Origin of the sequence: Marinigracilibium pacificum (assembly GCF_012926615.1) — a bacterium.
Classification (GTDB): Bacteria; Bacteroidota; Bacteroidia; order Cytophagales; family Cyclobacteriaceae; genus Mangrovivirga; species Mangrovivirga pacifica.
Map to the genome: position 1 here is coordinate 238,026 of NZ_JABBNU010000006.1, position 14,851 is coordinate 252,876.

General features: G+C 36.9%; 13 protein-coding genes. 3 read left to right on the forward strand and 10 right to left on the reverse strand.

Annotated elements, in window-relative coordinates:
• Positions 1-12: 12 nt before the first annotated feature.
• From HH304_RS11235 to HH304_RS11280, 10 genes are all read right to left on the reverse strand, one after another.
• Positions 13-1,542, reverse strand: a complete 1,530-nt coding sequence (locus tag HH304_RS11235) for an NADH-quinone oxidoreductase subunit N (RefSeq protein ID WP_169681448.1) — start codon at positions 1,540-1,542, stop codon at positions 13-15.
• Positions 1,542-3,272, reverse strand: coding sequence for a complex I subunit 4 family protein (locus HH304_RS11240; RefSeq protein WP_169681450.1), 1,731 nt, complete (start codon positions 3,270-3,272; stop codon positions 1,542-1,544). The genes HH304_RS11235 and HH304_RS11240 overlap by 1 nt, the downstream gene beginning before the upstream one ends.
• Positions 3,273-3,285: 13 nt before the next feature.
• A complete protein-coding gene (locus tag HH304_RS11245; protein ID WP_169681451.1) occupies positions 3,286-5,307 on the reverse strand; it encodes an NADH-quinone oxidoreductase subunit 5 family protein in 2,022 nt (673 codons plus the stop codon).
• 3 nt (positions 5,308-5,310) lie between these two features.
• Complete coding sequence (gene nuoK, locus HH304_RS11250) at positions 5,311-5,616, reverse strand: NADH-quinone oxidoreductase subunit NuoK (protein ID WP_169681453.1); 306 nt, start codon at positions 5,614-5,616, stop codon at positions 5,311-5,313.
• Positions 5,603-6,127, reverse strand: coding sequence for an NADH-quinone oxidoreductase subunit J family protein (locus HH304_RS11255; protein ID WP_169681455.1), 525 nt, complete (start codon positions 6,125-6,127; stop codon positions 5,603-5,605). The genes nuoK and HH304_RS11255 overlap by 14 nt, the downstream gene beginning before the upstream one ends.
• A complete protein-coding gene (locus HH304_RS11260; protein WP_169681458.1) occupies positions 6,127-6,846 on the reverse strand; it encodes a 4Fe-4S dicluster domain-containing protein in 720 nt (239 codons plus the stop codon). The genes HH304_RS11255 and HH304_RS11260 overlap by 1 nt, the downstream gene beginning before the upstream one ends.
• Complete coding sequence (locus tag HH304_RS11265) at positions 6,846-7,943, reverse strand: complex I subunit 1/NuoH family protein (protein ID WP_169681460.1); 1,098 nt, start codon at positions 7,941-7,943, stop codon at positions 6,846-6,848. Before HH304_RS11265 ends, HH304_RS11260 begins: the two co-directional genes overlap by 1 nt.
• 134 nt (positions 7,944-8,077) lie before the next feature.
• Complete coding sequence (murI, locus tag HH304_RS11270) at positions 8,078-8,887, reverse strand: glutamate racemase (RefSeq protein ID WP_169681462.1); 810 nt, start codon at positions 8,885-8,887, stop codon at positions 8,078-8,080.
• Between the two features lie 30 nt (positions 8,888-8,917).
• Complete coding sequence (locus HH304_RS11275; protein ID WP_169681465.1) at positions 8,918-9,412, reverse strand: hypothetical protein; 495 nt, start codon at positions 9,410-9,412, stop codon at positions 8,918-8,920.
• Between the two features lie 172 nt (positions 9,413-9,584).
• Positions 9,585-11,501 (reverse strand): endonuclease, encoded by a 1,917-nt coding sequence (locus tag HH304_RS11280; protein ID WP_169681467.1) that lies wholly within the window; start codon positions 11,499-11,501, stop codon positions 9,585-9,587.
• Positions 11,502-11,674: 173 nt separating this feature from the next.
• Here HH304_RS11280 and HH304_RS11285 point away from each other — a divergent pair, with 173 nt between their 5' ends.
• From HH304_RS11285 to egtB, 3 genes are all read left to right on the forward strand, one after another.
• Entirely contained in the window at positions 11,675-13,078 is a 1,404-nt protein-coding gene (locus HH304_RS11285; RefSeq protein ID WP_333908752.1) for an MBL fold metallo-hydrolase, read from the forward strand.
• Between the two features lie 13 nt (positions 13,079-13,091).
• The gene (locus tag HH304_RS11290; RefSeq protein WP_169681469.1) at positions 13,092-13,400 is read left to right on the forward strand and encodes a rhodanese-like domain-containing protein; all 309 of its coding nucleotides are present in this window, start codon (positions 13,092-13,094) and stop codon (positions 13,398-13,400) included.
• Between the two features lie 150 nt (positions 13,401-13,550).
• Positions 13,551-14,825 carry an ergothioneine biosynthesis protein EgtB gene (gene egtB, locus HH304_RS11295; RefSeq protein WP_169681471.1) on the forward strand — a complete coding sequence of 425 codons (1,275 nt, stop codon included), beginning with the start codon at positions 13,551-13,553 and terminating at the stop codon, positions 14,823-14,825.
• The last annotated feature ends 26 nt before the right edge of the window (positions 14,826-14,851 follow it).

Consider the following 14,851-nt stretch of genomic DNA (forward strand, 5'->3'; position numbering starts at 1 on the left):
TCGATACCCTTCTTAATTGGATGCAAAATTAATACTATTAATTACGTCGAACAACCAATCAGGTTGGAAGAATAGCAGAAAAATTGGTATCGTAAGAAATAGTAAGAAAATCAACTCAAATAAATTTAATGTAACAGGCTCCCTTCTTCCTTGATGTTCTTTGAAATACATGAAGTATGGAATCCTTAAATAATAGAATAATGCAACTACTGATGTTGCTAGTCCGATTAAAAGTAAAAAGAGGTATATATATTTCCCTGTAAGTTCAAAATTCTCCCAAACTGTGGTGAAAAGTATGAATTTAGCAGTAAAACCTGCAGTTGGAGGTAATCCGGTAAGTGAAAGCATTAATATTACAAGTGCTGTTGCAGCAATTGGAGCTGCTTTGCCCATACCTTTAAAATCACTGATTTCGTCTGAACCAGTAGCTATTTCAAGTTTAATGAGAATAAAGAATACACCATAATTCATTAACATGTAAACAAAAAGATAGAATAGGAGTGCATAAAGTCCCATTTCTGTCAATGAAAGTATAGCTATCATCATAAAACCGGCATGGCTGATACTCGAATATGCCATCATTCGTTTACCACTGGTCTGCCATATTGCTGAAAAGTTTGAAATTATCAGCGTGAAAATTGCTGCAATACCCAGCATTTCATCCAATGTCAATGAAATAGCAGTGATTTCCAGATTGTTAATGCCCATCCGGTTTACGATGTTAAACATTAACATCAAACCTGCAATTTTTGGTACAATTGAGAAAAAGGCAGTAATGCTTGTTGGAGCAGCTTTATATACATCAGGTACCCATACATGAAACGGGAAAATCGAGATTTTGAAAAATAGCCCTGATATAATCATTATAAGAGCAAAACCAAGACCAAAATCTATTTTGCCATTTGTCGCGGCTGTTTCTTTGAGGTTTACAAATTCAAAGCTATCAGTATATCCATATAATAAGCTGATTCCATACAACATTATTGCCGATGCAAAAGCACCAAACAAAACATATTTCATGGCACCTTCTGAACCCTGTTTGTCAAATCTAAATCCTGCAATCAGGTAAGAACCCATACTGACTGTTTCAATTGCTAGAAAGAACATCAAAAAATGATTGGCCTTTACCATCAGGATTGAGCCCAGTGTAATCATGCTAAGTAGCACAAAGTATTCACCTTCTCCTTTGTTATGGTCTTTGAAAGGCTTTTCAAAGGAGGTAATTAATATCGTGAGCAGGGTTGCTAAAATAAGCAGGATTGATAGAAATAAACTCAACCGGTTTACACGTATCATTCCGTTAAATATATCTGCAGGCTGTTCGAGTACATTCCAGTCTGATATTGACATAATCAATGCAACAAGAAGGCCAGCTGTTGCAGCCATATAAAGTAATTGGGGGTTCTGCTTACCAAAAAGTAGATCCATTACTATGATGGCAATAATTGATAAAACCAGAGTGTATTCCGTAGTGAGCCACGGCAATGACCTGATGATTTCATCAATATAAAGGGCTATATCATTCAGTAAAACTATATTCATTATTTGATATTACTGCTTGATGACATGACGTGCTCAATTAAACCCTGAATTGTAGGGGCAACATCATCTATAAAAACTTGTGGGAACAACCCGAAAAATAATATTGCTAAAGCTAATGGTGTAAACATAAGGTAGTCTACCGGCTCCAGGTCAGTCAATGTCTTTTCTTTTTCCTGATCCTGATAATAGAATTTTCCAAAGAACATCCGTTGGAGTGTCCATAGATAATATCCAGCTGTTAGAATTAATCCAAGTGCAGCAATGATTACTAAGGTTCGAGGAAGAATACCATTTTCTGTTGAAGAAACAAATCCTCCTAAAAAGACCATTATTTCGGCAATGAATCCCGAAAATCCAGGAAGTCCGAGTGATGCAAAAAATGCAATAACTACAAAGAATGTATATTTCGGCATTTTTTTAGCCAGTCCGCCATAATGATCGATTGTTCTGTCATGTGTACGTGAATAAACAACTCCTGCAATAAGGAATAGCATTGCTGAAATTAATCCGTGACTAAATAGCTGATAATTTGCACCCATCAATCCTTCATTGGTAAGTGAAGCAATACCTAATAAAAAGAATCCCATGTGGCTTACCGAACTATAAGCGATCATCTTTTTAAGATCTTTTGAAGCCAGTGCAACAAGGGCAGCATAAATAATTGAAATTACACCGATTACTCCTATAGTGTAACCATATTCTATTGCTCCTTCAGGAAAGATCGCATAGGCCATTCTCAAGATTCCATACCCTCCGACTTTAAGCAATAAAGCAGCAAGTATTACCGAGATTGGCGTAGGAGCTTCAACGTGAGCATCTGGTAGCCATGTATGAAATGGTACACCAGGAAGTTTGATTAAAAAGCCAATAAATAGAGCTAAAAAGGCAAGAGATCGTGCTGGTTTCCCCCAAATTTTAAAGTCACTTGAGGAAAATATACTTCCAGGAAGATAATTACCTGTATCAGTCAGGTAAGCCCATTTAAAGGTTCTTACCCAGTTTTTCTCTTCGATTTGTCCCTCAGCAAGTTGCTGTTGAACTACTTCAACTTGTCCTGCAAGTGCTTGTTGGGTATCAATTAGTCCGGCTTTTACGCCAGTAGCAATTGGATCTATAGCCGAAACATAAAGTCCAATCATTACAACCAGGATCATCATACTTCCAGCTAATGTGTATAAAAAGAACTTTATAGCAGCATATTCTTTTCTCGGGCCGCCCCATAATCCAATCAGGAAATACATTGGTAGCAACATGAATTCAAAGAATAAAAAGAACAGGAACAAATCCATAGCTACAAAGCAACCAAAAATAGTTGTGCCCAATAAAAGGATTAAAACATAATAGCCTTTTAGTTTTTCCTTGATGGTATGACTTGCCAGAGTGGCAATAACCATAATAAATGAGGTCAGGATAATTAACCAGATGCTCAATCCATCTATTCCAAGGCTATAGCTGATGTTAAGTTCACCCAAAACGCCCAAATCAAGACTAATCCATGGAAGTTCATCATAAAATGAAAGAGCCATCCAGTCATAGATTAAATTTGGTGTGTTGACATCTCCGACAGGGTTAAAAGTATAAAGAGCAATGGCTGCAAGAAGAATTTCAATTCCAAAAATTCCGGCAACGAGTCTTTGCATTATATAACCACTGCGGTCGGGCAAAAGTAAAATTATCGGAATTCCTGCCAGTGGCAGAAAAATTAATAAGCTTATAAATCCGATATCCATTCAATAAATATGTTTAACTGTAAAACATTAACATTAAAAATACGATGGAGATTACAGCATACAAAATGTATAGCTGAATACGTCCACCCTGCATCTGCCGGGTGATTTTCCCAAGAAGACCTCCGGTATACGCCAGAAATCTGATAAATCCATCGACAATATATTTTTCAATAACTTTGGTTATCTGAGCCAGGATTACTGTTCCAAATGTTATGGAATGTAGCACCCCGTCTAATATTTTTGTATCCACAAACTCAAGTCCTTTTCCAATTTTTATTGTAGCCGGAACGATTGTCAGATTATATAAATCATTGAAGTAAAACTGTTCCCTGCTAAGTTTTAACAATGGAGTTTTAGAAGTAAATGTAGGAGAAGCATAGGTTATTTTTCTTCTACGCAATCCGAAAATAGCCCCTGCTATACCAATTACAGTTAATGAAATAGCTGCAACAGGTAGCCATATAGGAGCTGAATGTTCAATATTTTGAGGAAAGGAACTAAATGTTGAAAATAGTTTCAGTTCATCAGCATGCAATGGATTAATTGAAAATGGTAACCAAAGTGAGAAGATAGCCAGAATTGCTATCGGAATTACCAGTAAAAGTGCTTTTGAATTTGTAAATTTTGGTAAATCACTACTTGATTTTTTATGTAATCTGCTTTCTCCCATAAAAACCAGATACCATTGCCTTCCCATATAGAATGCTGTTAATCCTGAAGTAATCAATAGAGTTAGAGGCACTAAAAATTTGGCTGTACTTCCTTCAGAATATATTAAAGCATGTTTTAGAATGCTTTCTTTTGATAAGAATCCGGATGTAAAAGGCAATGCACAAAGTGATGCCGTTAGTATTGAATAACCAATAAATAAAGTTTTATTCACTTTTCGGATTCCCCCCATAAACCTCATGTCCTGAGCGTCAAAGTATTTTGGCAGATCATCCGAATCATGCTCAATTTTATGCATGTAATAGATGACAGCACCTGCTCCCAGGAATAAACCAGCTTTGAAAAATGCATGAGTGAATAAATGAAACATAGCTGCACCTGCTGAACCAGTTCCTGCTGCTACAATCATATAACCCAATTGAGATATGGTTGAAAAGGCTAATACCTTTTTAATGTCGTTTTGTTTTATAGCAGAAAATGCCGCTATAAATGCAGTGATAGTACCAATGATTACAATAAAATCACTTACCCAGTCAATGTATAAAAATATGGTTCTTGATAGCATATAAACACCTGCAGCCACCATAGTTGCAGCATGTATCAATGCTGAAGCAGGGGTTGGCCCTTCCATAGCATCGGGTAACCAGACTTGAAGTGGGAATTGTGCTGATTTACCCATAGCACCCATGAATATCCCAAGGCCAGCTAATGTTAACCAGAACACCTGTTCATTGTCAGGTGATATGTTTAAATACCCGGAAGCCAAATCGGTTATTGATAGATTTCCAAATACTGCAAACAATATTCCTATCCCGGCTACGAAACCAAAATCACCAATTCGGTTCATAACAAAGGCCTTTAAACTGGCTTTTGCAGCTGATTTTTTAGTATACCAGAATCCAATTAGAAGATAAGAAGCTAAACCTACCAGTTCCCAGAAGATAAACATCATAAACAGGTTTTCACTCCAGACAATTCCCATCATGGCAAAAGTGAAGAAACCCAGAAAGGCAAAATAATGGTGTGCTCTGGATTCTGCCTCCATATATCGAACTGAGAAAAAGGATACTAGTGAGGCAATGAATGACACCAGGGTAGCCATGTATAAGGAAGCACTATTAATCCATAGTGACAATTCAATGTTCATTCCTCCGATAGAAATCCATTGAACTCCCTCAATAAGGTCTTTGCCATCATATATTGCAATTAATACAATAACATGTAAGAGAGTACTAATTACAAGTGAACCCGATAAAAGTGGTCCTGACGTTTTTCGGTTTTGTAAAGACAATCCGATAATGCCACTTATCAGAGGCAGGCCCCAGGCAGTTAAAAGTAATATGGTTATTAAACTATTTTGATTCATTAATCAACCGTTTAATTCTGTTATATCATCAACATCTGTAGTCTGGTAATGGCGGTATACTCTTAATATAATTGCAAGAGCTACGGCTGCCTCAGCTGCTGCCATGACAATTAAAAATATACTAAACATGATGCCTTCCATCGCATCTGGTGATTTCATGGCAAATGCAACAAAGTTTATGTTCGCAGCATTGAGCATCAACTCGATACCCATGAGTATCATAATACCATTCTTTTTTATCAGAACGATCATTATTCCAAGGCAGAATAATATTATGCTAACAAGAAAGTATAGTTCAATCTGCGTCATCTTCTTTTTTAGATATAAATAATGATCCAACCAGAATGACCAGCAGGATAACCGCAATTAATTCAAAAGGTAAAAGGTATCTTGTCATTGTTTCGATACCTAATTGTTCTACCGGATGTCCTGCTGATGGAATGTTATTTCCAGCATTTCTTAGCGAATCACGAAAACTACTTTGAGAATAAATCTGGATAAATAATAAGAATAGTGCCAAGCCGGCAACTATACCAGGAAATACTCTGTGATTACCAGTTTTGATTGTTTTGCCATCCATCCGGTTTGTTAACATAATACCGAAGATTATCAAAACGAGTATTCCACCAGCATAAACTAGTAGCTGGGTTACCCCTAAAAATTCAGCACCTGCCAAAAGATATAGCCCGGCAACTCCTAATAGACAAACTAGTAATCCAAAAGCAGCATAAAGAATATGCCTGGTTATTAGTACAAAAAATGCACCTATGACTGTAATAACAGCAAAAGAATATACAGATATGGTTCCGATATCAGGCATTAGTTATCTGTGTTATTATTATCATCTTTTTTTCTATTCATTGGCTTGGGCCTGAATTTTGGTTTTCCCATTTTAGGCTTTGCCGGTTGTTTTTCTTCGCTTGATGAAGCGTCAGAATCAGAAGCTACTTGTCTGGGTTCAGATTTTGCAGCTTTTTCTGCTAATGCTTTATCCAGATCAGCTTTAGCATTTGCAATTTCCTGTTCAGTCATTTTGCTGAAAGGAAAATTATGATCGGTGATTTTAAAAGTACTGTAATCATATTCCGGAGTCATTGTCAGACACTCAGTAGGACATACAGTTGTACACAAACCACAAAAGCAGCATTTAGCCATGTCGATATCAAACTTAGCTGCATGGATTCTTTTGGTAGTACCATCAGATGTTTTACCAATTTCTTCTACCGCCTTAACAGGTTCGATATCGATACAGTCAACAGGACATACCTTTGCACATTTGTCACAAACAATACAATCTTCAATCTCATTATGAAGTTTGTACCGCCCTTTTTCAGGAACAGGCATTTCAAACCTTGGGTACTGAACAGTAAACAGTCCTTCTTGTTTTTCGAAGTATTTTTCACTGTCTACATTTTCCTCACTTCGCTTTTTTGTAGCTGTAGGAATATGTTTCCAGGTAGTTTTAAGTCCGTTGATTAGTGTATCAAAGGCTTCGGATATATTTCCAAAATATGTATTGTTTGCTCCCTTCTTTTTCATCAGATTAATGCCAGTTTCCAAAGTCCAACAATAAATATTACAATCAAGGCTGCCGGGGTAAGATATTTCCATCCCAGGTTCATTAACTGATCGACTCTCAACCTTGGGAAAGTCCATCTTATCCAGATCTGGATCATTACTAAAGTCATTGCTTTCAGACAAAGCCAGAATATTCCCCAAATATCTGCTGAAATAGATCCCGGAGTACCTGATGTCCAGTTAGCTAGTTTAAGGAAACCGATATTAGGTAGTGGTGTATTCCAGCTACCCAGAAATAACACTACTGCTAAAAATGATGTCAATAGCATCACACCGTACTCGGCAAGCATGATTACTGCAAACCTGAAACCTGAGTATTCAGTATGAAACCCTGCGATTAGTTCAGATTCAGCTTCGGGCAAATCAAATGGAGCCCTGTTACTTTCAGCTAGGGATGTGATAAAAAATATCACCAGCCCAATAATAAGTGGAGGCATTCTAAAGATATTCCAGGTTAGAAAACCACCGTAATTGTTAAGGTTTATTCCGAGAAACTTCAAGCCTAAAAGATAGCTGTCAGCATTTTTTGTTGCCAGTTCGTGATGAATACTTTGCTGCAGGCTAATTTCCTGTAAATCAAGAGTTCCGCAAAGCATGATAGCTCCAAGTACTGATAATCCAAGAGGTATTTCATATGAAACTATCTGAGCTACAGATCGATAAGCACCGATGATTGCATATTTGTTATTTGAACCCCATCCGGCCATTAGTATTCCAAGGATATCCAGAGAGACTATTGCCAGGGCATAATAAACCCCGGTTGCAACCTCTGATCCGGTAATGTTTACACTTAGCGGAATTACTGCAAAAGCAGCAAACATTGCCACAAAAATTATAATTGGGGCCATTGCAAATAATGGCTTGTCAGCAGCAACTGTAAATATATTTTCCTTTTGTAAAAGCTTAAGGATATCGGCAAAAGTCTGTAGAAGCCCCTTGTAGCCAACTTCCATAGGCCCATAGCGGTCCTGAATAAAAGCACTTATTTTACGTTCAGCATATATGGCAATAAGCCCATATAGTACAAGGAAACCTAAAAAGAATAAAAAGCTTATCATATTGCGCCATTAAAAAGGTTAAGGCGTTCAACTTATATACTGATATTCCGGCAAACAGGTAATTGAGTAGTATGCAGACCGAAATCTAATACGAATGTAATACTGAAATGGTTAATTGACAATAAACTTAACTGCTAATCATCCCAAAGAGGGTATTTTTCAAGATGTACTTCCTTTTTGAAGAAAAATCGGGTGCTATATTCGAAATTTGCCGTGTAATCTGAAACGTAAAATTTGTCATCTTCTTGAGGAGACTCATTAAGAAGATTGTTGTACTCCAGATAGCCTCTTAATGCCTTGGCTGTAATTTCACTGCTATCGATGACATCTATAGAGTCTCCAAGAAGCTTGCTGATTTCGGTTTTGATTACCGGGTAGTGGGTGCATCCCAAAATCAATGCTGAAATGTCTTTTAATACCGGCTTTTCAAGGTATTCAGAGATAATAGCTTCAGTTATTTCCTTTTTATGAAAACCTTCTTCAATCATTGGAACCAGCAATGGTGTTGCCAGAGCCTTGAAGTCAATATCAGCATGAAGGTCATCTATTTTCTTTTGATAAACACCAGAGTTAACAGTCTGTAAAGTGCCGATAAGTCCAACTTTGTTGTTTCTGTATTTTTCTCTCAAATGATCAACCACAGGATTGATGACATCAAATACCTTGGCCTTTTTACCTGTATACTCTCTAATCAAGTCAAATGAAGCAGTACTGGCTGAATTACAAGCTATCAGGATAACCTTACATTTACGCTCAAGAAGCCACTGGCTTATTTTAACTGAGTAAGATTGTATTGCAGCGGTAGATTTATCTCCGTAAGGAAGGTGAGCGGTATCACCGAAATAAATGATCTGTTCATTTGGGAGCAATTCTTTAACTGCCCTGGCTACTGTAAGGCCTCCAATTCCACTGTCAAAGATTCCAATTGGTTGTTTAGCTTGCATGCTGTGTTGTTTGAGACAAATTTGAAAAAATTAGTTGGATTTCCTATTCGATTCGATAGCTGAATTTACAGATTTAACGGTTATAAGTTCATTTTCTTTATTAAAAAGGAATAGAAAATAGATAGTTTCATCATTGTCAGTCTTTTGTATCATGGCAGTTATTCGGTTGTTTTCAGGCTTTGAAAAATACAGGATATTACCAGACTGGTTTGTGTTTTCTACGCTGTGTGGAATCAAGCGATCAGTATAATCTTTAAAGTAGTAGTAGCTATCCAGAATCCTCAGTGAATCATAGATGTCTTTTCTATTTTCAGAATCTGATAATTCGTACAAAAAAAGCTTTAGAGGGATAAATATCACACTGTCGCTGACAGAAAAAGATTCGTCCAGATCTTCAAAATAGAGCTGCATAAACTCATATGCCTTTTTCTCAAGCTTATATTTATTGTATTCTGCTCTTCCGACTACTATATCTGCAGCATAAACAGGATCATTTTTAGCACCACACATGCTCTGCGCAGACATCTGAAAGCTTAGAAATGTGAAAATAAAAAGTATTATGGTTCTTAAAATGATCATCAATTTTTTTAAACGCAATGGATAAACCAAAGTTAAAAAAGAATTGATGTCTTTTAATTTTTTCAGATAAGAAAAAATGCGTCTGCAGTTTAACTACAAACGCATTTTAGAATGTTATTTAGTACATGAATTTCATTGAGTGATTGATTTCTTCATTCTTGAAATTAAAGATGTAAACTTGCTTTGGCTGCAGATTAATTTTTATGTGTGTTTCTTGCTGGAATATTTTACGTGAAAGAACCTGTTGTCCTGTGGTGTTGTAAATAGATAGTTGACCGTCATATTCCTTTTTAATCTTTAATACAAGTTCATTTTGAGAACTAGAGTATACAACCTGGTAATTGTTGATGGTATTAGGTTCTGAAGATGAGTTAATATTTGATATTTTTTGATTAACCTCTCTTGAACCTGTCGAGGTCCATATTTGGGCTACTAACTCCGGATGATCAATATATGGGTTTCTGTTCCCCTGATGTTGATATGCTGCTTCATTTCTGGATATTTCTTTCTGACTTACCGGGTCATTATTATGCCATGATATTAGCATGTTCAGAATCCAAGGTTCAAATACTGTTGAACTAGTGCCATTAAGTACAGCATCAGAGTATGAACTCTTATTTTCCCAACCTGATATAATATCTTCATATCTGGTGGCCATATAAAAGTAAGCTCTGGCTATATCGCCCTTGAATTCATCAATTGGTTCAAAGACAGTTCCCGAATAGCCAAGTCCTGAACTTGCATTTCCTAATTTACTACCATTACCTGAAGTGTAGGATGCAGAGCCAACTTCACCATATGGATAGCTGCTTCTTTTACTATTAACATATCCATCTGTCAGGAAAATATGGTGTATATCTGATTCCATAGGTGCTGCAGATCCAAACCAGCTTTTAGGAAATGAATGCTCTCTATTGTAACAATCTCCTTCTCCACTGTAGTTTCCACATTGTTGACTAGTGCTTGTATAAGTATATGGGTCATTTCCATTTGGATTCTCACTATAAATATCAAGGAAGGAGTTATCATTTTCATAATATAAGTCTCTGCTATTCGAAGTATAAAACCCCCAGATTGAGCTATAAGACTTTGGAGTATGCGAATTTTTAACGATTGTATGCAAAGCAGATTTTAATTGGAAACCAGTAAGTCCATTTGCATCGCTGTAATATCCGGTTAAAGGGTCCCCAGGTCCCGGGCCAGTATTTCCGATCGTAAAGTATGTTGTTTCAGAACTTCCAAAATCACCTCCCGTTACAATGGTTTGATTATTTGAATCAAGTGAATAGTTGCCATTTCCATAAAAACAACAAATTCCATCGCCGTAGCTATCATATATAGTAAATGAATAGTCTCCTTCGCCAAGACAAAAGTCTGTAACAACAGTTTCATTGTTCTGGAAATCTGAACCTGAATCAATTGTGTTGCCATTATCTTCATTTTTCAATACCCATGAAGTTTCTGCACCATAGTTGTCAGTAGTTATTGAAAGGGTTACTTGAGTATCGGTACACCCGCCACCAGTATCCGGGGGTGTTGAAGAATCACCAGGCTGGAAGTTGTCAACATAAACTATTTCATTACCGTCAAATCCTGGCTGGTCATAAAACCTTAGTCCTATTTCAATTGATGATGTAACCGGAGCATATGTATATTCAATTTTTTGCCATTGTCCGGTTAGATTTTTATCAGAATAATTTCTGTAACCATCAATGTATAATCTGGCCGAAACATTTCCTTCGGTATGATATACCCATACTGAAAAGGTATGGGCCTGGCCGGGTGTTACAGATATGGTTTGTCGAAAATCAGTACTACTTTGAGTTGTGGTAAGAACTGTTATTTTTGCTGATTTTGAACCTGCCTGATTAGGGCTGGTAGCTGGGGCAATACTGATTCCGTTATCAATTGTTGTCCAGTCTTGCGGGGTGTTGGAAGACCATGATTCAAAAGAACCGTTCAGTATTTGGGAATTTGCATAAAAAGATAGCGAGCTGAACAATAAAAACAGCAGTTTAAGGCGAATTGTATTCATTTGTTCTAAGTGTTTGGTTGATAGATGATTAATATTAGTCAAATGAAATAATTTTTACCCATAAATGAAATTAAGATTAATTAAATCATTGTTAAGCCAATAATAAATGATAAAAAACATTAGCCTTTTAGATGAATAATAAAAATCATTAAATTGCGAGCCGAATTTTAATCATGAATATGAAATTAGAACAGATATATACGAGTTGTCTGGCACAAGGGGCCTATTATATTGAATCTGAAGGGGAGGTAGCTATAATTGATCCTCTGAGAGAAACCGAACCATATCTGGAAAGAGCGAATAATTCCGGTGCTAAAATAAAATATGTTTTTGAAACTCATTTTCATGCTGATTTTGTTTCAGGACACATGGAACTGGCAGATAAAACCGGTGCTGAAATTATCTATGGACCTGGTGCAAAAACTGACTTTACGATTACTGAAGGCAAAGATGGCGATGAGTTTAAGGTAGGTAAATTGACAATAAAACTTATTCATACTCCTGGACATACGCTGGAAAGCAGTTGTTATCTGTTGTCTGATGAAACAGGAACTCCCAAAGCCTTGTTTTCTGGAGACACATTATTTATAGGAGATGTTGGCAGGCCGGATTTGGCAATCAAATCAGATCTGACAAAGGAAGATCTTGCCGGTATGTTGTATGATAGCCTTAGAAATAAGGTTATGACCTTACCAGACGATATAATTGTTTACCCGGCTCATGGAGCGGGTTCTGCATGTGGTAAAAACATGAGTAATGAAACTTCGGATACTCTTGGTAACCAGAAGCAAACAAACTATGCTTTGGCAGAAGACCTTTCAAAGGAAGATTTTATAAAAGAGGTAACCTGTGGTATTATGCCTCCGCCACAATACTTCGCTAAAAATGCCCAGTTAAATAAGTCGGGAGTTCGTAATCTTGATGATGTACTTGAGGTGGGAACAAGAGGATTGGCAGTTGATCAGTTTTTGGAAATAAAAGAAACTGAAAAGGCTATGATTCTAGATGTCCGATCTGCAGATGACTATGCAGCCGGCGCAATACCAGGGTCAATATTTATAGGTATTGATGGTAGTTTTGCACCATGGGTAGGTGCATTGGTTACAGATCTTGAGACTCCAATTTTGTTAGTTACTCCTGATGGCAGAGAAGAAGAAACAGTTACCCGTCTTGCGAGGGTAGGATATGATAATACGCTTGGATTTTTGAAGGGAGGTATTGAAGTCTGGAAGGAAGCAGGCAATGATATTCAGACAATAAACCGAGTAACTGCTGAAGAGTTTGAAGAAAATTATTCTAATTACAAGCAACCGGTAGATGTGAGAAAGCCAGGTGAATATGAAAATGAACATGTGAGTGGGTCTCCTTTAAAACCATTGGATTTTATTGTTGATTGGCAAGATGAATTTGCTAAAGATACTGAACTGACGTTATTTTGTAGAGGAGGTTATCGTAGTATGATTGCCGCTTCAATCTTGAAAGCCAGAGGATATCAGAATTTGACTGATGTTATCGGAGGGTTCAATAAAATCAAACAAACAGGATTAAAAATCGTTTCTCTTTCAAAAGTTAATTAAATTAAAATAAAAAATGTACAAAGATATTGATCCGGAAGAAGCCAGGGAATTAATGGAACAGCCGGAAACAATCATAATAGACGTTAGAACTCCTCAGGAATGGGAAGAAGGAATTATTCCGGGAGCTTTAAAAATGAATATTATGGATCAGGATTTCGCCCAGAGAATTTCTGAAATGGATAAGGATAAAAAGTATCTTATGGTATGTCGCAGCGGAAATAGAAGTGCAAAAGCATGCCAGTATATGTCTTCTATCGGATTTAGTCATTTATACAATCTTGATGGTGGGATGCTTGACTGGGATGGTGAAGTCGAAGAATAACATAACATAAATATAATATTAATAAAGCCGGCTGTTTTTAACGAGAGCCGGTTTTTTTTGTCTTATGTCAGGTTATGATTAATTGTATGGTAAAAGAGGAGTTGATTTTTGGTTCTTTTTGATTATTTTCAAATCTGACTTAATAAACCTATGGAAAAAATACTTGAACTGAATGTTTCTGGTTTAAGTCAGAAGTATTTGAAGGTCAGGGATATGGTGTTGGAGCTGACTGTTCCGCTTAAGCCCGGTGATTTTTATGTTAAGCCTAATAGTGACCATCAATCCGTTGCATGGCACATGGGACATACAACCTGGTTTTTTGAATACTTCGTTTTAAGGCCTCATAAAAAGAATTATGAGTTTTTCAGGTCTGAGCTTGAACAATGGTTTAATACCGGACTTACTTTTACAGAAACATTTGAAAAGAAACAAAGGCAAATTCATTACAGTCGTCCTTCGGTTGGTGAGATAATAAAGTATCGTAATCATGTTGATCAGCATATGCTCGACTTGTTTGAAAACGATAAGGAAAAAACAAAGGAGATTGAATTTCTTATTCATGCCGGCATTAGTCATGAGTTGAGTCATATCGAGCGAATGCTCAATGATATCAAGTTTTTATTGGGAAGCAATCCATTCAAGCCGATCTATCATAGGTTTGACTCCGGAATTGAGCCTAACCTTAAGATATTCAAGGAGAACTATCTAGAGTTTGATGATGGTATTTATGAAATTGGTAGTCGCTTGAATAATCATTTTTCTTACGATAATGAAAGAGGAAAGCATAATGTCTATCTCGATGCTTTTCAGGTGCTGGATCGATTGGTTTTAAATGGTGAGTATGTCGAATTCATGGAAGCCGGTGGTTATGATGAAGAAAAATACTGGACTGAAGATGGATGGCTATGGGTCAAAAAGAACAAGATAAATAGCCCGCTATACTGGGAGAAAGACAGTAAAAGCTGGTATGAATATACCTTACGGGGTTACAATAATTTGAATCCATACGAGCCATTAGCACATATTAGTTATTACGAGGCGGAGGCTTATGCTCGCTGGAGGGGAAAGCGTTTACTTACCGAATTTGAATGGGAAGTAGCATGCAGGAAATTGAGAGAGGAAATCCCTCAGACGGCAAACTTTCTTGAAAAACGAAAATTCCACCCACAAGCAAGGGTTGAAAAGACCTATCAGTTTTATGGTGATTGTTGGGAGTGGACAAGTAGCCCGATGACTCAATATCCTGGATATGTTGCGACAGAAATGCCTTTGGGTAAATTTATGAGACCGGTAAGTAGGGGACAGGTATTGAGAGGAGGGTCATCATTAAGTTCTGTAGATGTTATCAGGAATACTTGTAGACTAGGAATTTCACCAACAGACAGGTTCTGGATGACAGGATTAAGACTTGCGGAATATATTTAAAAAATTCCATTCCCATATTGGGAAAA

Coding starts and splice junctions, on each gene's coding strand:
- egtB (WP_169681471.1), top strand. CDS start 13,551: ATGGAAAAAATACTTGAACTGAATGTTTCTGGTTTAAGTCAGAAGTAT.
- HH304_RS11235 (WP_169681448.1), bottom strand. CDS start 1,542: ATGAATATAGTTTTACTGAATGATATAGCCCTTTATATTGATGAAATC.
- HH304_RS11285 (WP_333908752.1), top strand. CDS start 11,675: ATGAATATGAAATTAGAACAGATATATACGAGTTGTCTGGCACAAGGG.
- HH304_RS11245 (WP_169681451.1), bottom strand. CDS start 5,307: ATGAATCAAAATAGTTTAATAACCATATTACTTTTAACTGCCTGGGGC.
- HH304_RS11275 (WP_169681465.1), bottom strand. CDS start 9,412: ATGTCTGCGCAGAGCATGTGTGGTGCTAAAAATGATCCTGTTTATGCT.
- HH304_RS11290 (WP_169681469.1), top strand. CDS start 13,092: ATGTACAAAGATATTGATCCGGAAGAAGCCAGGGAATTAATGGAACAG.
- HH304_RS11255 (WP_169681455.1), bottom strand. CDS start 6,127: ATGCCTGATATCGGAACCATATCTGTATATTCTTTTGCTGTTATTACA.
- HH304_RS11240 (WP_169681450.1), bottom strand. CDS start 3,272: ATGGATATCGGATTTATAAGCTTATTAATTTTTCTGCCACTGGCAGGA.
- HH304_RS11265 (WP_169681460.1), bottom strand. CDS start 7,943: ATGATAAGCTTTTTATTCTTTTTAGGTTTCCTTGTACTATATGGGCTT.
- HH304_RS11260 (WP_169681458.1), bottom strand. CDS start 6,846: ATGAAAAAGAAGGGAGCAAACAATACATATTTTGGAAATATATCCGAA.
- nuoK (WP_169681453.1), bottom strand. CDS start 5,616: ATGACGCAGATTGAACTATACTTTCTTGTTAGCATAATATTATTCTGC.
- murI (WP_169681462.1), bottom strand. CDS start 8,887: ATGCAAGCTAAACAACCAATTGGAATCTTTGACAGTGGAATTGGAGGC.
- HH304_RS11280 (WP_169681467.1), bottom strand. CDS start 11,501: ATGAATACAATTCGCCTTAAACTGCTGTTTTTATTGTTCAGCTCGCTA.